General features: G+C 38.6%; 20 protein-coding genes and 1 other annotated feature. Of the genes, 1 reads left to right on the top strand and 19 read right to left on the bottom strand.

What is annotated here, in order from left to right; translation table 11 throughout:
- Position 1: 1 nt before the first annotated feature.
- The 9 genes from minC to ACAN53_RS01190 form a co-directional block, all read right to left on the bottom strand.
- Positions 2–685, bottom strand: coding sequence for a septum site-determining protein MinC (gene minC / locus ACAN53_RS01230; RefSeq protein WP_379965827.1), 684 nt, complete (start codon positions 683–685; stop codon positions 2–4).
- 53 nt (positions 686–738) lie between these two features.
- Positions 739–1,254 (bottom strand): rod shape-determining protein MreD, encoded by a 516-nt coding sequence (gene mreD / locus ACAN53_RS01225; RefSeq protein WP_379965824.1) that lies wholly within the window; start codon positions 1,252–1,254, stop codon positions 739–741.
- Between the two features lie 14 nt (positions 1,255–1,268).
- Positions 1,269–2,123, bottom strand: a complete 855-nt coding sequence (gene mreC, locus ACAN53_RS01220; protein ID WP_379965821.1) for a rod shape-determining protein MreC — start codon at positions 2,121–2,123, stop codon at positions 1,269–1,271.
- A 17-nt stretch (positions 2,124–2,140) separates the two neighbouring features.
- Complete coding sequence (locus tag ACAN53_RS01215) at positions 2,141–3,160, bottom strand: rod shape-determining protein (RefSeq protein WP_379965818.1); 1,020 nt, start codon at positions 3,158–3,160, stop codon at positions 2,141–2,143.
- A gap of 149 nt (positions 3,161–3,309) precedes the next feature.
- Positions 3,310–3,981 carry a RadC family protein gene (gene radC, locus ACAN53_RS01210; protein WP_379970198.1) on the bottom strand — a complete coding sequence of 224 codons (672 nt, stop codon included), beginning with the start codon at positions 3,979–3,981 and terminating at the stop codon, positions 3,310–3,312.
- Positions 3,982–3,999: 18 nt separating this feature from the next.
- On the bottom strand, positions 4,000–4,557 hold the full coding sequence (locus tag ACAN53_RS01205; protein ID WP_379965815.1) for a Maf family protein: 558 nt from the start codon (positions 4,555–4,557) through the stop codon (positions 4,000–4,002).
- A 188-nt stretch (positions 4,558–4,745) separates the two neighbouring features.
- Positions 4,746–5,642: a hypothetical protein gene (locus ACAN53_RS01200; RefSeq protein ID WP_379965812.1), complete on the bottom strand. Its 897-nt coding sequence runs from the start codon at positions 5,640–5,642 to the stop codon at positions 4,746–4,748.
- Positions 5,643–5,770: 128 nt separating this feature from the next.
- The gene (locus tag ACAN53_RS01195; RefSeq protein WP_379965809.1) at positions 5,771–7,081 is read right to left on the bottom strand and encodes a bifunctional folylpolyglutamate synthase/dihydrofolate synthase; all 1,311 of its coding nucleotides are present in this window, start codon (positions 7,079–7,081) and stop codon (positions 5,771–5,773) included.
- 64 nt (positions 7,082–7,145) lie between these two features.
- Positions 7,146–9,782 (bottom strand): valine--tRNA ligase, encoded by a 2,637-nt coding sequence (locus tag ACAN53_RS01190; RefSeq protein ID WP_379965806.1) that lies wholly within the window; start codon positions 9,780–9,782, stop codon positions 7,146–7,148.
- 313 nt (positions 9,783–10,095) lie between these two features.
- Positions 10,096–10,327: a binding site (T-box leader), on the bottom strand.
- A 164-nt stretch (positions 10,328–10,491) separates the two neighbouring features.
- On the opposite strand from ACAN53_RS01190, the gene ACAN53_RS01185 reads away from it, so the two are divergent.
- Positions 10,492–10,689 (top strand): hypothetical protein, encoded by a 198-nt coding sequence (locus ACAN53_RS01185; RefSeq protein WP_379965803.1) that lies wholly within the window; start codon positions 10,492–10,494, stop codon positions 10,687–10,689.
- Positions 10,690–10,786: 97 nt separating this feature from the next.
- On the opposite strand, the gene ysxE is transcribed toward ACAN53_RS01185, so the two are convergent.
- The 10 genes from ysxE to lon form a co-directional block, all read right to left on the bottom strand.
- Entirely contained in the window at positions 10,787–11,818 is a 1,032-nt protein-coding gene (gene ysxE, locus ACAN53_RS01180; RefSeq protein ID WP_379965800.1) for a spore coat protein YsxE, read from the bottom strand.
- Positions 11,819–11,888: 70 nt separating this feature from the next.
- Positions 11,889–12,857, bottom strand: a complete 969-nt coding sequence (gene spoVID, locus ACAN53_RS01175; protein ID WP_463323059.1) for a stage VI sporulation protein D — start codon at positions 12,855–12,857, stop codon at positions 11,889–11,891.
- Between the two features lie 179 nt (positions 12,858–13,036).
- Positions 13,037–14,323 (bottom strand): glutamate-1-semialdehyde 2,1-aminomutase, encoded by a 1,287-nt coding sequence (gene hemL / locus ACAN53_RS01170; protein ID WP_379965797.1) that lies wholly within the window; start codon positions 14,321–14,323, stop codon positions 13,037–13,039.
- Positions 14,323–15,312, bottom strand: a complete 990-nt coding sequence (hemB, locus tag ACAN53_RS01165; RefSeq protein WP_379965794.1) for a porphobilinogen synthase — start codon at positions 15,310–15,312, stop codon at positions 14,323–14,325. Before hemB ends, hemL begins: the two co-directional genes overlap by 1 nt.
- A 29-nt stretch (positions 15,313–15,341) precedes the next feature.
- Positions 15,342–16,094: a uroporphyrinogen-III synthase gene (locus ACAN53_RS01160; RefSeq protein WP_379965791.1), complete on the bottom strand. Its 753-nt coding sequence runs from the start codon at positions 16,092–16,094 to the stop codon at positions 15,342–15,344.
- A gap of 8 nt (positions 16,095–16,102) precedes the next feature.
- Positions 16,103–17,017, bottom strand: coding sequence for a hydroxymethylbilane synthase (hemC, locus tag ACAN53_RS01155; RefSeq protein WP_379965788.1), 915 nt, complete (start codon positions 17,015–17,017; stop codon positions 16,103–16,105).
- A gap of 18 nt (positions 17,018–17,035) precedes the next feature.
- A complete protein-coding gene (locus ACAN53_RS01150; protein ID WP_379965785.1) occupies positions 17,036–17,869 on the bottom strand; it encodes a cytochrome C assembly family protein in 834 nt (277 codons plus the stop codon).
- 12 nt (positions 17,870–17,881) lie between these two features.
- Positions 17,882–19,219: a glutamyl-tRNA reductase gene (gene hemA / locus ACAN53_RS01145; protein WP_379965782.1), complete on the bottom strand. Its 1,338-nt coding sequence runs from the start codon at positions 19,217–19,219 to the stop codon at positions 17,882–17,884.
- Positions 19,220–19,498: 279 nt separating this feature from the next.
- The gene (gene yihA / locus ACAN53_RS01140) at positions 19,499–20,095 is read right to left on the bottom strand and encodes a ribosome biogenesis GTP-binding protein YihA/YsxC (protein ID WP_379965779.1); all 597 of its coding nucleotides are present in this window, start codon (positions 20,093–20,095) and stop codon (positions 19,499–19,501) included.
- A complete protein-coding gene (lon, locus tag ACAN53_RS01135) occupies positions 20,092–22,413 on the bottom strand; it encodes an endopeptidase La (RefSeq protein ID WP_379965776.1) in 2,322 nt (773 codons plus the stop codon). The genes yihA and lon overlap by 4 nt, the downstream gene beginning before the upstream one ends.
- Between the last annotated feature and the right edge of the window lie 115 nt (positions 22,414–22,528).

The raw sequence follows: 22,528 nt of genomic DNA, 5'->3' as shown, positions 1-22,528 counted from the left end.
GCTAACTAATTCCCCTTTCTAGCCTAGTTAAATTCGGTCTAAGATGAGTAAGAAGCTGGATGCGTCCAACGACTAGTTGATTGTTTTGATTAATGTAGGCGCATTCCATTTCATGTCCGCTATCCGTAGCGTCTATTGAATGATTCAAAACATCATCAATTTTAATTTGTAGTGGTTTCATAACAGATGCAGCAATAATTGCTTTTCTATTCCCATAATAGCCTGCATGTGCTGATCCACGTAGTGCCCCAATAATGAAAATATTTCCTCCCGCCAGAACCCTTCCACCAGGATTAACATCACCAATTAAAAGAAGATCACCTTGTACTTCTAATGTTTGTCCGGAACGAATGACTCTTGTTACAGACGTAATTTCCGTCTCTCTTTTCCACTCTAATGCTTGTTCCTTTGTTACAACTTCACTTTCAATTGTACCAACAACAAGACTTCTTTTATTACGAATTAAGGTTCTTAAATCTTCTTCTTGGCGTGGCGTTACATATCGATTTCCCACTTTCACCTGCACTTCAATGAGCGGACGCTCTCCGCTAGCATAATGACTAGTTGAAAGTTTATCATCAATTTCTTGCAATAGTTCCTGAAAGGAGCAGGAATCATCAAGATGTAAAGTAAGTCCATCTTTCGTTCCCTTTATCGTTACGTATTGTTGCTTACGTTCCATCACCAACACTCACCCCAACGATTTAATTCGACATATAATAAGATAATCCTTCTTTATTAGTCCTCTACGGAATTAAGAAGGCGTAAAATATATTTTCGCAATGGAAAACAAAAAATAACTAAAAAAATAAGATTTAAAAGTAGGGTTGGAAGAAATCGTTCTGTAAAAAATACATTTGCCGATAGATTTGTGCGCCCTAGCAATAGTAAAAACCCGTACACATAGTACTCCAGCACGCCAACACTCACAAGAACAAGTGTAGAAACAATAAATAAGTTAACTTGGAGTATTCGCATCGCATTGGCAACCAAATATGCAAAAAGTGGAAATGCAAATAAATACATTCCTAATAGTTCTGTATATACAATATCAACAATAAATCCGAATAGCAATGAAAATAAGATACCGTTCGTAGAATTATAGTATACTACGATAAATAACAGTATGATAAAAAGAAAATGAGGAGCAGCTATACTATTTTCTCCAAAGAGATTACTTGGTACAAAAATAGAAAATACATTCTCTAATGCAAAGGCAATAAGAAGAAGAAAAGGAAGAATCAGTTTTTTCATTGTATTCTTCCCCCCTATTTCAATTGATCTGACGATGGCATCGTTCGTTTTGCAACAATGACATTATCGATATTATTAAAATCAGCTTCTGGTTTGACATATGCGGTTTGAGTTAGACCGTAGTCATCCGGTGTTACATCTACAATTTTACCAATAACCAATCCCTTTGGAAATATTCCACCGTAGCCAGATGTTACAACATACTGATCTTTTTTCACATTTGAATTTGAAGGGATTTTTGTAAAAACAAGTGCTTGTTTATCTTTATCATATCCTTCAATTAATCCAAATATTGTTTGATCCTCTTGTACGACAGCTGAAATACGATTCGTACGTGTTACGGAGCTAAGTAATTCAACCGTAGAAGTAAATTGTGAAACGCTTTTTACTTTTCCGATTAAACCTTTATCAGTAATTACGGCCATATCTTTTTGAACGCCTTCTTGCGCCCCTTTATCAATTGCTACTAGGTCATACCATTTATCTGGATTGCGCCCAATAATAGTTGACTGAAGTGGATTATAGTCCCGAAGAGAATCTTTCTTTCCCACAATAGCTCGTAATTCCTCATTTTCCTTTGTTAACTCTCCAACCTTCGATGACAACTCAGCATATTTGTCTAGCTTTGCCTTTAACGCCTTATTTTCTTCATATGTAACCTTTATATCTTCTACATTCTGAAAGAAGCCCGCAACATATTGTGCGGGTTTCTCGAATACCCTTTGCACAACCCCAATTGAATCTTTAACAAATTGCTCAGGCCAGCTCAGTTTTTGGCGATCTTTAATGGAAAATCCAATCAATGCCACGAGAAGAATAATACTCACTAATAACACAATTAATCGTTTGTTTAAGAAAAACTGTGGCATATTTACACCCTCTTAAATCAACTTAATTTTGTTTTGAAGAGATTAATATTATCAAGAGCTTTTCCTGTTCCAATTGCAACACAGTCGAGTGGATTTTCCGCTACAAGGACAGGCATATTTGTTTCTTGACTTATAACTTTATCTAAATTACGAAGAAGTGCACCACCGCCGGTTAAAACAATACCACGATCCATAATATCCGCAGACAGTTCAGGAGGTGTCTTTTCAAGTGTGTTTTTAACGGAATCAACAATGGCATCAACTGTATCTTTGAGAGCCTCTGCCACTTCCTCTGGACGAATTAAAACAGTTTTTGGCAAGCCTGTAATTAAATCGCGTCCGCGTATTTCCATTGGCTCAATTCCTTCAGGATTTCCAGCAGATCCTACTTCAAGCTTTAATGTTTCTGCTGTGCGTTCCCCAATCATTAAGTTATAATTTTTCTTAATATACTGCATAATAGACTCGTCCATTTCATCACCGGCTACTCGTATCGATTGGCTCGTAACAATACCACCTAATGAAATAATGGCAACCTCAGTCGTACCGCCACCGATATCAACAACCATACTTCCTGTTGGCTCCCATACGGGTAAGTTTGCACCGATTGCAGCTGCGAACGGTTCTTCAATAGAATATGCATCGCGAGCTCCAGCTTGACGAGTTGCGTCGATTACTGCCCGTTTTTCAACAGCCGTAATACCTGAAGGAACACACACCATTACGTACGGCTTACGAGAGAAAAAGCCATTTGATTTTTGTGCTTGTTGAATATAATGTTTCATCATTGCTGCTGTTGTTTCATAATCAGCAATTACACCATCTCTCATCGGGCGAAGAGCAACTACATTGCCAGGTGTACGTCCAATCATTTTCTTTGCATCGTTTCCGACTGCAACAATTTGCTTCGTACCTGTATGCATAGCCACAACTGACGGCTCGCGTACAACAATACCTCTTCCTTTTACATACACAAGAGTATTTGCAGTACCTAAATCAATACCTAAATCTTTTGTAAATCCACCAAATCCAAACATTTCTGTATCTTCCTTTCTAAAACGAAAATACTTTGCTTTTTATTTTAAAAAACAAAACGTTTCTATCCTTCATATTTACTATTGTTAGCTAATCTGTATAAAAAACTCATAAAACACATTATAAATCAAAACAGAAAAATTGAATAGTGTTAAATATAACCCTTCTCTTTCAAGCTAACGAAACGATGCTCCCCTATAATAACATGGTCGAGTACTTCTACCCCCATTATTTTACCACACTCAGCTAATCTTTTGGTAACTTCTATATCTTCTCGGCTAGGGGATGGATCTCCTGATGGATGATTATGAAGACAAATAATAGAGGCTGCTGATCGGCGAAATGCTTCGCGGAATACTTCACGAGGATGCACTATAGATGCATTTAAACTACCAATAAATATGGTCTGACGATGGAGCACTTGATTCTTTGTATTTAAATATAGACAAACAAAATGCTCCTGAACAAGAAAACGCATTTCTTCCATCATGTACTTCGCACAATCTTCAGGATTCCGAATGCTATATCTTTCTTTATATTCTAGCCGAACCATTCGCCTGCCAAGCTCAAATGATGCTAACAGCTGTGCTGCTTTTGCTAGACCTATTCCGTTAATATTAGTAATTTCTTCTACGGTGGCATCTTTTAACAAACGCAATCCATCAAATTGATGCAAAATTCGTCCTGCTAATGTAAGAACTGATTCATCCTTTGTTCCTGTTCGAAGAAGGATAGCAAGCAGTTCTGTATTCGATAGGCTATCGGCACCCTCTGTGAGTAATCTTTCCCGTGGCTGATCTTCCTTAGCAACTTCACGCAGCATACTCAACCTCATTCCTCCTCATAGAAATGTTTTCAGTTCCCTAGCAACTCTAGCGATAGGTAAGCCCACTACCGAATAATAGTCCCCCTTGATTTCTTTCACGAACAATGCGCCTTTTCCTTGTATACCATAGCTACCTGCTTTATCGTATGGTTCATCTGTATCAAGGTAAGATTCTATTTCAGCATCTGTTAAAGAATAAAATGTTACTTCTGTTTTTTCATAAAATGAAATTTTTTTATCTTTGCTAATTATCGCTACTCCTGTAACTACTTCATGCGTATGTCCAGACAAAAAACGTAGCATTTTTTCTGCATCTTGTTTATTTTTTGGTTTGCCTAATAATTGCGATTCGTATGTAACAATTGTATCGGCTCCGATAACGATTGCATCTTCAAAGTGCCGATAAACTTCGCTCGCTTTTTGTAAGGCTAATCCCATAGCTGCAGCGTAAGAATCATCCCAATTTTCCAACCTTTCTTCCATTTCACTTAGATAGATTGAAAACGGAACTGATAACAAATTAAAAAGTTCCTTTCGTCTTGGAGATCCAGATGCTAAAATAATATGTTTCATCGTTGTCACCTACTTACTTTCTGTAAAAAAAGATATAGTATCATCGTAGCAAAGAACATCTATCTTCACAACCTAAGAAAAGCCAATTTTCATCTCTGTATTACATAGAAAAAACGAAAGAACTACACGTTCTTTCGCTACTAATTCTCTACTTTTCTATTTTCAGATATAATGATGTGATTTTCTAATTATTTGGCTGTTACAATTTTTTCATAGATGGTAAGTCCGTCTACTACTGTTTGCTGCAATTTCATAAAGGATTCCTCTGTTTTTTTCGTTTTGTAATCATTCAAAGCGTCACTTGATGCAGAAAGACTCGTCATTAGTTGTTTAACATCCTCTTGTTGTATAGTACTTCCTTCCTTCGTGATACTTTCACGTTCTTTATTCATCTGGCTCCATTTTGCTTCATCCATACTTCCTGTTACATATAGTTGTGTACTTTGTTTCACGATATTTAACAAAATTGATTCGGATTTTGCAATAAGCGTAGCATTATATTGTTTTGGAACGGTTGTTTGTGGAATCGACCACTCTTTCACATAAAAACTAATATTTTTCTTAGAAAGCAAGTCTCCCATTTGCTTTGCGCTTGTACCATCATTACTAACAAACGTTACAAGATAATATTTCCCAGTTTCTTCTCTTATCGCGACTGGTATGCCTTTCGCTTTCATCGCATCAAGCGTAGCCTGTCCCTTTTCTTTGGAAGAAAACACTCCTGTTTGTAGAATCGATAATGTAACAGGCTGCAGCGCAATCGTATCATGCTGAACTGTTTGTTGTTGATTGGATACAATGGCATTTGGCTGCTTTCCTTGCGTTTGGCTATCACCTAGTGTTTGCAAAACGGCTATTCCTAAGCCAGTTCCAAGTATTACAGCAGAGCTTATTGTGAGTGCAATTCGCTTTTTTATATTGGCCTGTTTCGCGGATGCTGGGGTAATATCTATGTGAGGTTCCACTTTGGAAGAATAAATCAGCGCTTCGTCTTTCTTAGCTGAAACGATTGCTGTTCGTTTTTCTTTATATGATAGATTTGTACCATTTAGCTTAATCGATATTTTTGGAGAATACTTGTCCATATTTCTCTCTCCTTTCTAATCTCAAACCGCTGCCTATCACAAAAACAAACGAGATTTTTGTCAAAGGGCATTCTTGTACTAGAAAGATATTCCTCATCAATATGGAATAGAACAAAAAAACCGATAGTCTACTGACTATCGGTTTTATCTATAATAAACTTTCGTACCTCTGCTATAAAATAGAGAGAGCCTGTGATTAATAATACATCCTTTTCGTTTAATTCTGAAATTGTATGTTCGTAAGCTTCTTTCCAGTTTTCATATACTTCATTTTCAGTAGCGTGACAATGAGCGGCAAGTAGATTTGCAGCTATCGCACGGTGAAATGAAAATGTCGTAAATATCATCTTACTAGCAACAGTCTCTAGTAACGATACCATTTCTTCTAGCTTCTTATCACCAAGTGCACTAAACATAATCACGATTCGTCTGTCTCCGTAATGAGCTTTAAGCGTTTCTACTACGCTTTCTATTCCCTCAGGATTATGGGCTCCGTCAATAATAACGGTCGGATTTTCTACTAATTGTTCAAATCTCCCAATCCAATATGCTTCTCGTAATCCTTCTCGAATATGCTCTTCATTTATATGAAAAGATTGAAACATTTTCATATAATAAATACCCATGAGAGCAAGGGAAGCATTATGGATTTGATGAACGCCCTTCATTGAAATCGAGACTTGCTCAAGTCTTTGAAATTCACACGAAAATGAAAATATTTCCCCGTTCGGCTCAGAACGCATATATTCATTGGTAAAATCATGGCCTAATACATACGTTTTTGCTTGCTTCTCCCGTGCTACGGATGTAATGACATCAAGAGCTTCTGGCTGTGTAACACCTGTTACAACAGGGGTATCTTTCTTGATAATTCCTGCCTTTTCATATGCAATTTCCGCTAACGTATTTCCTAAAATATGCATATGATCATGACCGATTGTTGTAATTATAGATAATAATGGAGACACAACATTTGTAGAATCCAATCTACCACCAAGACCCGTTTCTAGCAAAACAATATCACAACTATTTTCATGAGCAAAGTAGTAAAAAGCCATGACAGTAATAATTTCAAACTCTGTTGCCCCGCCAAGTTCGGTTTCGTCACCTGCTTCTACCACAGGCTTTATTAGATTCACAAGCTTCAATATATCTTCATCTAGAATCTGTGTTCCATTCACACTAATGCGTTCATTAAATCGTTCGATATAAGGAGACGTAAATGTCCCTACCTTATACCCAGCTTTCTGTAAGATGGAACGCATATAGGTAACGGTAGAACCTTTTCCATTCGTGCCTGCAATATGAACGAATTTCACAAGTCTTTCAGGATGATCTAATTGTTCTAGCATCCAATTCATCCGTTTTAATCCCGGCTTGATTCCAAACTTAAGTCGTTTATGAATCCAATCTATTGCTTGTTCATAAGATTGTATCATGCTACCCCTCCTAACCCAACAAGCCTAGCAAGAAAACCTCGCTAGGCTCATCTTGTCGATGATTCTATTGTTGTAATTCAGCTAGGCGAGCACGAACAACTTCACGTTTTTCAACATAATCTTGTTCTTTCTTACGCTCTTCTTCAATTACATGAGCAGGAGCCTTCTTAACAAATCCTGCATTGCCTAGTTTTTTCTGTACTCGTTCTACCTCTGCATCTAGTTTCTTTACTTCCTTCTGTAAACGTTCCACTTCTTCTTCGATATTAATTAAGCCTTCTAGTGGAAGAAATAATTCCACTCCGGTTACAACTGCTGTCATAGCCTTCTCAGGTGCTTGTATATCCGTTGCAAGGATAAGATCGCTTGGATTACAGAAACGTTCAATATAAGCACTGTTTTGCTTCAAGCTTGCTAATAAGGTTTCATCCTTTACCTTTAGGAAAAGCTGGATTTTTTTGCTGAGCGGGGTATTTACTTCCGCGCGAATGTTACGAACGGTCCGAATTATTTCTGTGAGAATTTGCATATCCTTTGCAGCTTGTTTATCTGACAGATTCTCACGTACTTCTGGCCATTTTGAAACGATAATTGATTCTCCTTCATGCGGAAGGGCTTGCCAAATTTCTTCTGTTACAAATGGCATGAACGGATGGAGCAATTTCATCGTGCTCTCTAACACATAGGCTAGTACAGAGCGAGTCGTTTTCTTTGCTGCCTCATCTTCTCCATATAACGGAAGTTTTGCCATTTCAATATACCAATCACAGAAGTCATCCCATATAAAGTTGTAAAGGGAGCGTCCTACTTCCCCAAGTTCATATTTATCAATATTTCTTGTTACACTTTCAATGGTTTCATTCAGACGTGTTAAAATCCATTTATCTGCAACGTTCATCGTTCCTGTAAGATCAATTTCTTCATACTTCATGTCGTCTAAATTCATTAATACAAAGCGAGAGGCATTCCATATCTTATTGATGAAATTCCAAGTTGATTCTACTTTTTCAATACTGTATCGAACATCCTGACCCGGAGATCCGGCGGTTGATAAGAAGTAACGCAAGGAATCTGCTCCGTACTTTTCAATCACTTCCATTGGATCGACACCGTTTCCTAGTGATTTACTCATCTTACGTCCTTCTGCATCGCGAACGAGTCCGTGAATGTATACATCTGCAAATGGACGTTTCTCAGTAAATTCTAACCCTTGGAAAATCATACGAGAAACCCAGAAGAAAATAATATCATACCCTGTAACAAGTACATTTGTTGGATAATAGCGTTTAAAATCAATAGCATCACGATCTGGCCATCCTAAAGTTGAAAACGGCCATAGCGCTGAGCTAAACCAAGTATCTAACACATCTGAATCTTGTTCCCAATTTTCTATATCTTCCGGTGGGTTTACAGATACATACACTTCCCCTGTTTCCTTGTGGTACCAAGCTGGTATACGATGTCCCCACCAAAGCTGACGAGAAATACACCAATCACGAATGTTTTCCATCCAGTGTAAATAAGTTTTCTCAAAGCGGTCTGGTACGAATGTAACCTTTTCTTCTTCTTGCTGAAGTGAGATTGCCTTCTCCGCTAACGGTTTCATTTTCACAAACCATTGAGTAGACAAATATGGTTCTACTACTGCACCGCTTCTTTCGCTATGCCCAACCGAGTGTGTCATTTCTTCAATTTTTATAAGAACGCCTTGTTCTTGTAAATCTTGAACGATTTGTTTGCGGCATGCGAAGCGATCCATTCCTTCGTATTTGCCAGCTTTGTCATTCATCGTTCCATCTTCATTCATAACGAGAATGCGCGCTAAATCGTGACGATTTCCAACCTCAAAGTCGTTCGGGTCGTGAGCCGGTGTAATTTTCACAGCACCTGATCCAAAGTCCATATCTACATACTCATCCGCAATAATTGGGATTTCACGACCAACGATTGGAAGAATAAGCGTTTTCCCAATTAAATGTTGATACCGTTCATCTTTCGGATGGACAGCCACGGCAGTATCACCTAGCATCGTTTCAGGTCTAGTTGTTGCAATTTCTAAAAAGCCTGTGCCATCAGAAAGTGGATATTGTAAATGATAGAACGCACCTTGGATATCTTTATAAATAACTTCAATGTCTGAAAGAGCTGTTCTTGTTTGTGGGTCCCAGTTGATGATATATTCACCGCGGTAAATTAACCCTTTTTTATAAAGGGTAACAAATACTTCACGAACTGCATCGGACAACCCTTCATCTAAAGTAAAGCGTTCACGAGAATAATCAAGTCCTAATCCGATTTTTTCCCACTGTGCACGAATATGAGATGCATATTCGCCTTTCCATTCCCATGCTTTTTCTAGAAATTTCTCACGTCCTAGGTCATAGCGAGATACTCCTTCTTCCCGTAGCTTGGCTTCTACCTTCGCTTGTGTAGCAATGCCCGCATGATCCATACCAGGAAGCCACAATACATCGTAGCCCTGCATCCGCTTTGCACGAGTCAATATATCTTGCAGGGTTGTATCCCACGCATGACCTAAGTGAAGCTTTCCTGTTACGTTAGGCGGTGGAATTACAATCGTATACGGTTCTTTCTCTGGATCTCCCTTAGCTTCAAAATACTTTCCTTCCACCCACCATTTATAGCGACCTTCCTCTACAGAAGTATGATCATATTTTGTCGACAACGTCTTCTGTTCCATACCTATCCCTCCTAAATTAGAAAAGCGTAACCGGCTTGCTCAGCTCCGAAGGGCGGAGGTTCTCGACACAAAAAGGCGCTTTTTGCCTTTATGGGGCGAGGTTCTCCGACCCGAAGGAGCTAGCCGGTGTAGCTAGACACCACCAAAAGCGTAACCGGCTCGTTCAGCTCCATAGGGCAGAAGTTCTCCTCTCAAAAAGGCGCTTTCTGCCTTTATGAGAGGAGGTTTTCTGACCGGAGGAGCTAGCCGGTGTAGCTAGACACCACCAAAAGCGTAACCGGCTTGCTCAAATAAAAAAACTCCCTCATCCTCATAAAAGGACGAATGGAGTTTGTATTCGCGGTACCACCTTTTTTTGCAGACTATACTATAGCCTGCACACTTCATTATGTAACGGGTTTCATCCCGGCTTCTTCTACTCGTACTTCAAAGAAGCTGCTCAAGAGGCTACCTTCTATCGTTGTCATCTAAGAAATCTCCCAGCAACTGATTTCTCTCTCTGTAAGATGCTTGTGCGATATACTCTTCCCTATCTACGCATTTATCTATTCGAATCATATTCTATCATACATTATAGTCTAAAAAAGAAAAACATAATCGTCAATATCGTTTTTCAAGTTTTTTATTCTATGAACGTACAAAACCGTTAGGCACATTTCCTCATTTTTTTCATATGCTAGAAGGAATACGACTTACGGAGGAATCAACGATGCGACGTAATAAGCGAACTTATAACTTTTCCACCCCCTCATGGTTTCGCTCGGTTCAGTCGATTGCCTATGATTTTATTATCCCTCTAACCATCTTTCAAGCCATTCGTACATTAATTCTCCCTACCTTTTTAGACTTTGTCATCCTTGCCATTTTTATCACATTAACCATTCGAACCCATTGGCAGCAGCCGTAAACTAACAACCATGAATCAAAAACAGGACTGTTACAACAACGCTGGATACAGAGTCGTTTTGTAACAGTCCTTTCCCTATTGACTAACACTTCATTCTTTAAGTCTGTTGGTTTTGCTGATTCTGCTGTGCTTCTGCGGCTTGAATTTGGGTGATAAAAAATTCGGTGTTACTTATAAGCCAGTAGCCCTGCTGTAGATTTTTAACGGAGTGCAGCTCTTGCATATCTTTTCTAGGAGCTACATCCACATATTGTGATACTCGTTTTGTAAATCTTTGCGGATAGGCAAGATAAGCAAGGAGAAGTTGCTTTTCCTCTTGTGAAAAGGGAAACGTTTTTTGATATTCATAAAACCATTCATATCGATCATTGCGAGCCATCGGATACGTATTAAGGGAACGTAAGTAAAATTGAACTAAATCCTGAACAGGTGTAGACAAGTGGGATTGCTCTAAACTAATGAAATAACCATTTCGTTGTTGATCAAATAAAAAGTGGTTTCCAGCGACATTCCCATGTATAAGAGATATACGCGTCGACTCTTTATCCTTCATTGCTTCATGCCATTCTCCCAGCTTTTTTGTTGCAAATTCATGGGAACGAATAACATGGTGATAATACGTACAATACTGGAGCTCAAATGGTGACATATACCACTTATTTTCACAGGTTAAAACGAATTGATCCAACATATCTCGTTCCTGCTCCCATTGCTTTGAGAGCGTATCAAAATGCAGCTGGATTTTTTCTTCTGATACTTTTTCTTCGCGGGATGTTTTTTGATGCATGAGCGCTAGCGCCCGAAACATTTTATGATAATGGTCATTTTCTTCATTATCATCTGATTCTAGCCAAGGCATTAAGTAATAGCTGTTCTCATCGTCAGAAAGTACATAATTTCCATCATTTGTATGATAAACAGGAGCAAAATTCGTAAATCCCTTTTCTGCTAACAATTGCAGATTCTGCATGAAATTGCTGCGCTCATGAGATGGGCGCAGCTTCTTTAATGCGTATGGACCTTGATTCGTATAAACTTTCACGACATTTCCATACTCTTCTAAATGCTCTGCGTGAAGCCGATACATTTTTAAAATAGGAATATACCGATCTCTCACTTCACGATCCATATAGGCGATGATCCTTTCTATTCAGATAAAGTGAAACTTCCATCAGTTGGGGTTTTCTTCATCCTCCAGCTTATACACTGCTTTTTGCGACGGGAATATACAGTATTTCTCCTTCTTGCACATATAAGTCATCTAAGACATTTACACGCGTTAATTGCTGAATCGTAATATCATACCGTTCTAGTATCGAATCAATCGTATCTCCTTGTTGTACAAAGTACATGCGTAATTTGGTGAACTCTTCTTCTCGTTCCTTCGTAAATAGCTTCGTTAAATACAGTGCATTTTCATCACGTTTAGAAAATTCAAATTCGTCTTCCTCTTCTTTCGAGGTTGAAACTTCCTCTTTCTTTCGATTTAACCATCCCGCTTTGGCAAATGCATCTTGTCTTTGTATAACAACAGGTTCTTCCACTGGTTCTTCTACTGGTTCTTCTACCAGCTTTTCTACCAGCTCTTTTACCGGTTCTTTTCTTTCGACAAGCTCAAATGGTTCAAATAGATCTTCCTCTTCTTCAGGAATATGTTCCTGAAGAAATTGTGAATGTTCATCTAGTTCCGGTTCATCTAGCTCCTGCTCCTCAACAAGCTCTTCTTCACGCTGTATTTCTTCTCGTAATCCATGAATGGAGAGATCTGCTATCAGTTGCAAACATCCTGATTCAGGCAATTCATAATCAAACGTTTCAATGGTTACAAACAAATCTGCTATTTCATGAACACGACCTCGCGGAATTGATATTTCTAACGGAAATGCATGTGAAAGCTCATTAATACCATCCTCCCGAATATAGATGGAATCAATCGTACGCACGGGTGAAAGCTCACGTAAAGAAAATGCTTCCTCCTGTTCATCCTGTGCAACATATTCCCCCGTTAAAAGCAGAGCACCTTTCACAACCACTTCATAATCATGTTCTTGTATTTCAATGTCAGGATATAACGAAATAGAAAGTAATTCAGCTACTTCCTGTCCTTTTTGAAACCAAACAGATTCTTTTAAAGAAAAGCGTAAAGATGTTGGATTATCTGTAGTCACTTCTTTTCCTCCTCGCCATCGTGTATGTCATTACAAATGTATGTGAAGGAGAAGTATCCTATGATAAAAAAAGGTGTGATAAAACGAAGGAACTATATCCTACGCGCTATCACACCTTTTGGTACATCCCTATAAAGTGGGCTGTAAACCTTTACGTAATACTATATACTTTCACATTCTTATTTTAATTTTGAAAATGCAACTGTTGCAGCAGCTATTGTTTTCTCAATATCCTCATCACTATGTGTTGTGGATAAGAACAAGCCTTCAAACTGAGAAGGCGGCAAGAAGATTCCTTGCTCAGCCATTTCACGATAGTAAGTAGAGAAATAATCAAGATTAGATAATTTCGCAGTTTCAAAATTGATTACTTTTTCGCTTGTAAAAAAGAAACCTATCATCGATCCAGCACGGTTCACACATGCAGGGATATCATATTCTTTTGCTGCAGCCTTGATTCCTTCTTCCAGACGATCAGCTTTTCGTTCAAATTCCTTATAAGAATCTGGCGTAAGCTGAACCAGTGTTTCATAACCAGCAGTCATAGCAAGGGGATTTCCTGACAAGGTACCAGCTTGATAAATTGGGCCACTTGGTGCGATTTTTTCCATAATTTCTGCTTTTCCGCCGAATGCACCAACAGGAAGACCCCCGCCAATTACTTTTCCTAGACATGTTAAATCAGGAGTAATTCCAAAATAACCTTGTCCACAATTGTACCCAACGCGAAAACCAGTCATAACTTCATCAAATATAAGAACCGTTCCGTACTCTTTCGTAATTTCACGTAACCCTTCTAAAAATCCAGGAAGCGGCGGAACAACACCCATATTCCCAGCTACCGGTTCTACAATAACAGCTGCAAGATCCTCACCGTGTAATTGAAATGCTGTTCTTACGCCTTCAATATCATTATAAGGAACCGTAATAGTATTACGTGCAATTCCTTCCGGTACCCCCGGGCTATCTGGCAATCCCAGTGTTGCTACCCCTGATCCTGCTTTAATAAGAAGGGAATCACCATGTCCGTGATAGCAACCCTCAAATTTCAAAATTTTATTTCTGCCCGTGTATCCACGCGCTAAACGAAGGGCACTCATCGTTGCTTCTGTTCCAGAGTTCACCATACGAATGATTTCTACGGATGGTACACGGCTAATGACAAGCTTGGCAAGCTCATTTTCGATTTCAGTTGGCGTACCAAAGCTTGTTCCTTTTTCTGCTGTTTTTTTCAAGGCTTCCACCACTCGTTCATTCGTGTGGCCAAGTATTAGTGGTCCCCATGATAGTACATAATCGATGTACTCATTGCCATCGATATCATACACCTTTGAACCCTTTCCGTGATCCATAAAGATCGGGTTCATCCCTACTGCACGGAATGCTCGAACTGGGCTATTTACGCCACCAGGCATAAGTGTTTTTGCTTCTTCAAATGCTTGAATGCTCTTGGTATATTGTTTCATTAGCGCGTGCTCCCTTCTAGCAACCATCTTGCTGCGTCCTTTGCAAAGTAAGTAATAATTAAATCTGCTCCTGCACGTTTCATACTAATTAATTGCTCTAACACGATTTCCTTTTCGTTTATCCAACCATTCAATGCTGCCGCCTTAACCATTGAATATTCACCACTTACATTGTACGTAACAATGGGAAGATCAACGTTATTTCGTACATCACGAATAATGTCTAGGTAGGAAAGCGCTGGTTTCACAATTAAAAAATCCGCTCCTTCTTGGACATCTGAATCTGCCTCGCGTAGCGCTTCTAGGCGATTTGCTGGATCCATTTGATACGTTTTACGATCACCAAACTTCGGTGAACTATTGGCAGCATCACGAAACGGGCCGTAATGAGCAGATGAATATTTCACTGCATAAGACATAATCGGAACATTCGTAAATCCATTTTCATCTAATGCCTGACGGATTGCAGCAACAAATCCATCCATCATATTAGATGGTGCGATAATATCAGCTCCCGCCTTTGCTTGGCTTACTGCTGTTTTAGCAAGTAATTCTAATGATTCATCATTTAAGATAACTCCGTCTTCAATCACGCCGCAATGGCCGTGATCCGTATATTCACAAAGACAAGTGTCAGCAATCACAACTAGCTCTGGAAAATGTGCTTTAATTTCTGAAATGGCTTTTTGCACAATGCCATGGCTACAATATGCAGAAGAACCTACATCATCCTTGTCATCTGGAATTCCGAACACAATAACTGATTTAATTCCTAAATCGACAACTTCCTGCATTTCCTCTTGTAGCAAATCTATTGATAATTGATCGATTCCAGGCATGGACTGAATCGGATTTCGTATTTTTTCGCCTTCAACTACAAAAATAGGATAAATGAAATCTTCTGTATGTAAGTGTGTTTCTCTAACTAGTGCTCGCATGTTCGCAGACTGACGCAAGCGGCGATGACGTTGAAATTGTAAATGACCCATGATTTTTCCATCTCCAATTCTATTATTTTTTACCGCATTTGACTGGAAGCACAATCTAATAGCGCGTCAATCGTATATTCTTGCGGCATTATAATCGAAGTAAAATAGTTTCTGGCTTCCCGTTCTGTAGTTGGCCCGATACACCCAATTGTACACCTTTTTACCCATTGTCTCCAATTTGTACCTTCAAGAAGATCAACAAAACTTTTGACAGTAGATGGGCTTGTAAACGTAATAATATCAATGGTACCACTTTCTAATGCTTTTATAAGAGGCAGCTTTGCATCCTCATTATACTTCGTTTCATATACAATCATTTCATGAAGTGTAAAACCAGCCTCTTGCAAAGCAGTTGGAATCACATCACGTGCTAAATTCCCTTTAGGAAACAAAATCCGTACCTCATTTGAAATAAGGGAAAGAAACTCTTCTACAAATGCTTCTGCCTCAAATTTACTTGGAACAAATGTAACGTTACATCCTCTATTCACTAACGCTTGCTTTGTTTTTGTACCAATTGCTGCCACTTGCAAAGTGGAAGGTAATTTTTTTTCACCAATTAATTGAAAGAAATGAATCACACTATTCTTACTCGTAAACAAAATCCAATCATATTCAGACAAATTTTCCGCACTGAATTGATCTGCAGTAGGTACAATTTTTAGCAAAGGAAGAATGAATGGATTTCCGCCCCGCATCCGAACCGCTTCGGCCATTTCTTCAGCCTGTGCCTTTGCACGTGGAATAAGGACAGTCTGGCCGGCTAAAGATGCTTCTATCATATTCCTTCCTACTCCCTTGCTTCTTCTATAAGCTGCTTCGCACCCCGAGCAATAAGAAGGTCAGCTGCCTGATTACCGATTTGTTCAGGGTCCTTGCCTGACACAACTTCCTTCAGTAATACAGATCCCGTTTTTGATCCAACTAATGCTGTTAACTCTAATTCTCCTGTTTCTAATTGCGTTGCATAACCTGCGATTGGAACTTGACATCCACCTTCTAGCTTGTTAAGGAAAACACGCTCCGCTGCTACCGTTTTGGCTGTTACAACATCGTTCATCTTATTAAGGGCCTGTAGCAACTCCTCATCATCTGCACGACATTCGATAGAAAGCGCACCTTGGCCAACAGCTGGCACACACATATCTAAATATTCTGTAATGACATCTTCACTCCAACCAAGACGATGCAAGCCAGCAGCTGCAAGAACGATAGCATCATACTCCTCTTCATGAAGCTTTTTAATGCGCGTATCGATATTGCCGCGAATCCACTTCATTTGCAAATCAGGACGTAAAGCTAAAAGCTGCGCACTCCGACGAAGACTACTCGTGCCGACAACAGCTCCGCTAGGTAGATTTTCAAACGTAACACCCGTTTTAGAGATTAATACATCACGCGGATCTACTCGTTTTGGAGTGCAGCCAATGGTTAATCCTTCCGGAAGAACTGCTGGCATATCCTTCATGCTGTGAACGGCCATATCAATTTCCTTTGAAAGCATTGCTTGCTCAATTTCTTTTACAAATAAGCCTTTTCCGCCAACTTTTGACAAGGTAACATCCAAGATTACATCGCCCTTGGTAACGATTTCTTTGATTTCAAACTCAAAAGGCACATTTTGTTTTTTTAATTGATCAATTACCCAATTTGTTTGTGTTAAAGCAAGCTTGCTTCTTCTTGAACCAACGATTATTTTACGCATGTCATGTCTCTCCTATGTTTAAAAATGCCAAAAATGAAAAGAAGATAAACTAGTAAATAGAAAAATATTTATAAGTAACACAAAGAATGCTCCGATGTTCCAATTTGCTATACTTCTTCCTTGCAGCTTCTCAGATCCATGTAAGTATAATCCTATACTATATACGAGTAATACAATAAAAGAGCCGGACACCTTTGGATCATACCAGTGAAATTGGTCAATTCTTGCATAGGCCCATATGTATCCAAGTAATAATGCGAATAGGAAGAAAGGAACAGAAAATAAATTTAAACCAAAAGAAAGGGAATTAAAGTTTTGTAAACTTCCTAATCTACGTAATCGATTATTCCACTTTTTTTGCTTTAATAACGTATATTGTAGCACGTACATACAAGAAAATATAAACGAAACCGTGAACGTTGCATAGGCGATAAAGGCCATACCAACATGAACATAGACGAGTTCAGAAATTAATCGGTTTGCAAGCACTGGTGGAGTTTTCCCGATTGGAGTAAAAATGGAAAACACATCTACTCCAAAGGCAATAACGTTTGTAAAAAAAACAAAAAAATCTACACGAAAAATACGATTCATTACAAGAGAAAGAGAAAGAAGCAGCCATACATAAAAGTAAACCCCTGACAAAAGCGTTAGAATGGAATTTTCTGTTGTTTCCACTGCACGCATAACCATAAAAATCGTATGCAATATCCATACAATGGAAAGTAACCAAAAAGCAATTCGATTTGCTCTTTGGTTACTTTGAAAATAGTCTATGAAATACAAGCTAACGCTACACGCATACAATATAATTGCAACGTGATACACGATACTATTATTTAGAAGTTCCATCCCGTTATCAACCTATAGAGAATGGACAGAAGAAAAGGCATTCTGTTCTTTCTCTCTATTTACAATTCTTGATTCCATTTCATGTGCTAAGTCAAGATCAAAAATTCTAGCAAAAAGTTCTAATTTTTCTGCTGCATCCGGTTCGCCTGCTAATTCTTTAGCAATTAGAATCGGATTTTTAAGCAGCTGATTAATAATACTTTTCGTATGCTTGCTGATTACTTTTTTCTCTCGTTCTGTAAGCGTTGGAATTTTCCGTTCAATACTTTCCATCGTTTCGCTTTGAATTTGCAATGATTTTTCACGCAAGGATGAAATGAGGGGAACTACACCTAGCGTTTCCATCCATGCTTTAAATACAACGATTTCTTCTTCAATCATAAGACCAATTTTTTCCGCTTCTTTTAGACGTTCTTCCTTATTAGCATCTACAATTCCTTGTAAATCATCAATATCATACAAAAATACGCTCTCTAGCTTTTCCATTTCAGGATCTAAATCACGTGGTACAGCAATGTCTACCATAAATAGCGGACGTCCTCTGCGAACCTTTTCTACTTTTTCCATCATGCTTTTAGTAATAACGAAGTTTGAAGAACCCGTAGAACTAATTAAAATGTCCGCATTCACAAGAGCAGTTTCTAATTCATCCAACGGTTTTGCTTGTCCCATATACTTTTCGGCCATTGTTTCAGCCTTTTCTAACGTACGATTAATAACTGTAACCGTTTTCACACCACTACCATATAAATTTTGTAGTGCAAGTTCTCCCATTTTTCCTGCGCCTAGAATAAGAACATGACAATTTGAAAGATTGTTAAAAATCTTTTTGGCTAGTTCAACGGCAGCATAACTAACCGATACAGCGTTTGCATCAATTGTCGTTTCCGAATGGGCACGCTTTGCTAACGTAACCACTTGTTTAAATAATTCATTAAAAATCGTACCAGTTGTTTTCTTCTCTTGTGCTTCCAAAAAGCTAGAACGAATTTGTCCTAAAATTTGCGTTTCCCCTATAACCATTGAATCCAGACCGCTCGTTACACGAAACAAATGTTCAATTGCTCCGTCATTTTCCCAAATCGATAGATAGGGTGAGATTTCTTCTATAGAAAGCTGAAACCATTCAGCTAAGAAATGTTTGATATAATATCTTCCCGTATGAAGCTGATCCACAACTGCATATATTTCCGTACGATTACACGTAGAAACGATTACATTTTCTAAAATACTCTTTTGCGTCTGTAGCTGAGTCATTGCCCTTTCGAGTTCATCGCTTTGAAAGGATAATTTTTCACGAATTTCTACAGGGGCAGTTCTATAGTTAACACCAACAATTAAAATATGCACGCAGTGTATCCCCCTTCAACTAATCAATTACAACCTAATCATAATACAAATGTTCCTTGATAAAATCAACAAATCTGTGAACAAAGACTCTACTAAAAAAAATATAGTCCATCTTCTCTATTTGCTACGTTATCAAAAAACGGAGGAGTAATCAAGTGATGGGATTACCATATTTGCTTTCTTATTACCAATTATTATTCCAAAGTAAGCAAATTATCCCCTTTTATAAAAGCGTTTTCATTTTTTAGTATCCCTTATCAAAAAAACGTGCGACGATTGTCACACGTTTTCATTGTGAAGATAATGTTGAATTGCATTCCACGCTTCATTTCTTCCAATTCCTTTTTCAGAAGAAAATAGGATTACTTCATCACCTTGTCTAACGCGTAGCGTATCAAATACTACTTTCAAGTGTGCCTGATACTTTCCTTTATTTATTTTATCAGCTTTGGTTGCAACGATGATTGTTGGTATGTTGAAATGCTTTAAAAACTCGTACATGGATATATCATCTTTTGTTGGAGGATGACGTAAATCTACAATAAGTACAGTCGCCTTAAGCTGCTCTCTTGATGTAAAGTACGTTTCAATCATCTTTCCCCATGCTTCTCGTTCCGATTTAGAAACTTGTGCATATCCATATCCGGGAACATCTACGAAATGTAAAATGTCATTCACAATATAAAAATTTAGTGTTTGTGTCTTGCCCGGTTTAGAAGAAATACGCGCTAAGCTTTTTCTACTCAGTAACGTATTAATAAAGGAAGATTTCCCCACATTAGATCGTCCTGCAAGTGCAATTTCAGGTAAATTTCCAGATGGATATTGTGCAGGCTTTACTGCACTAATTACGATTTCAGACTTCGTTACTTTCATTGTTTCACTCCTACTAACGCGTGCTCCAGTACCTCGTCCAGATGAGAGACTAGCACAAACGTCAACTGCTCCTTCACACTTTCAGGAATATCATCTAAATCTCTTTCATTATCTGCAGGAATAATAATCTTCTTTAATCCAGCTCGGTGTGCACTTAATGTTTTTTCCTTCAATCCGCCAATTGGGAGAACGCGACCTCTAAGTGTAATTTCCCCCGTCATTCCGACTTCCTTATGAATAGGTCGTCCCGTTAATGCAGAAATAAGGGCTGTTGCCATCGTAATCCCTGCTGAAGGACCATCTTTCGGAACGGCTCCCTCTGGTACATGAATATGAATATCATTCTTTTCATAAAAATCCTTGTCAATCTGAAGTTCTTCCGTGCGAGAACGAATGTAGCTAAACGCCGCTTGCGCTGATTCCTTCATAACATCTCCGAGTTTACCAGTAAGAATTAATTTTCCTTTACCAGGATAAAGGGATACTTCTATTGCGAGCGTATCTCCTCCTGCTGTTGTATAGGCTAGACCTGTTGCAACCCCCACTTGATCTTGCAATTCAGCTTCACCAAAGCGAAATATTTTCTTACCTAAGAAGTCCGTTAGATTTTTGTCTGTAATAACTACTCTCTTTCGTTCTTCGGCTACGAGAATACGTGCAACCTTTCGGCAAATAGCAGCGAGTTGACGCTCTAATGAACGAACACCTGCTTCTCTTGTGTAATACCGAATAATATCAAGCAGTGCTTCATCACGAATCTGCATCTTTCCCTTGCTAAGTCCATGCGCCTTCAACTGCTTAATTAATAAGTGATCCCTAGCAATATTTACTTTTTCAATCTCGGTATAGCCAGCAATCGATATGATTTCCATACGATCTAAAAGCGGTCCGGGAATCGTTGAAAGTGTGTTCGCAGTTGCAATAAACATTACATTCGATAAGTCATAGGGCTCTTCAATGTAATGATCGCTAAAATTGCTATTTTGCTCAGGATCTAACACTTCTAATAAAGCTGCAGAAGGATCTCCCCTGAAATCATTTGACATTTTGTCGATTTCATCAAGTAAAAAGACCGGATTGACTGTTTTTGCTTTTTTCATTCCTTGGATAATGCGTCCTGGCATAGCTCCTACATAAGTTCGTCTATGACCACGAACTTCAGATTCATCGCGAACACCGCCAAGTGAAACCCGTACAAAATTACGATTTAACGATCTTGCAATAGAACGTGCCAGAGATGTCTTTCCGACTCCGGGTGGCCCCACTAAACAAAGAATTGGTCCCTTTAAAGAGCGGGTTAGTTTTTGAACCGCTAAATATTCAAGAACACGTTCCTTTACTTTCTCTAATCCGAAATGATCATCGTTTAGAATTTTTTCGGCTCTACGAATGTCTAAAATATCCTCTGTTGCTTCTTTCCATGGGAGTGAAAGCATCCAGTCGATGTAATTTCGAATTACACCGCTTTCTGCAGAGCTAGCAGGGAGTTTTTCGTAGCGATCCAATTCACGAATGGTTGCTTCTTTTGTTTCATCTGGCATGCCGGACTTTTCAATTTTCCCACGTAAAATGTCAACCTCGCTACCTTTTCCTTCTTTCTCTCCAAGCTCCTTCTGAATCGCTTTCATTTGTTCACGAAGAAAATATTCCTTTTGTGTACGTTCCATAGAATGCTTCACACGTTGACCGATTTTCTTCTCTAAGTTAAGAAGTTCTTTTTCATCCTGAATGAAAGAAATCAATCGATTCAGGCGGTCTTTTACATTGATGATTTCTAATATTTCTTGTTTTTCATGCATTTTTAAAGGAAGATGAGAAGCGATTAAATCCGCCAGGCGTCCTGGTTCAGTTATATCAACTACTGTTGCAAACGTTTCATTTGAAACTTTTTTAGAAAGCTTAATGTATTGATCAAAATGATCAACTAATGTACGCATAAGCGCTTTTTCTTCTAAATCGCCTTCCCCTGTTTCCTCGATAATCGTAATGGAAGCATTTACGACATTCTCTTCCTCATTTAATGACACCATTTCTGCTCTATGTAATCCTTCTACTAGCACACGAACTGTTCCATTTGGAAGCTTTAACATTTGTTTTACCTTTGCTAGTGTACCAATCGTATATAAATCTTCCTTTGCCGGTTGATCCACATTTACATCTTTTTGTGTCATCAAGAAGATGAGATCTTCATTCAACGCAGCGTTTTCTATAGCCTGTATTGATTTTTCACGTCCTACATCAAGATGTAGGACAATCGTTGGATAAACAAGAATGCCTCGTAATGGAAGGAGGGGTACGACTCTTTCGCTCGTATTCATTCTAATTTGCACCTCCATTTTTATATAGTCTGTTCACCTATTGTATATTACAACAGAACAATTATGCAATTATGGAGATAGATACAACCTGTTTTATAAATAAAATAGACCTCGC

It is taken from the genome of Ectobacillus soli (assembly GCF_042610425.1).
Taxonomy (GTDB): Bacteria; Bacillota; Bacilli; order Bacillales; family Bacillaceae_G; genus Ectobacillus.
The sequence above is the reverse complement of the archived record's forward strand: the minus strand, read 5'-3'. Positions and strand labels throughout refer to the sequence as shown.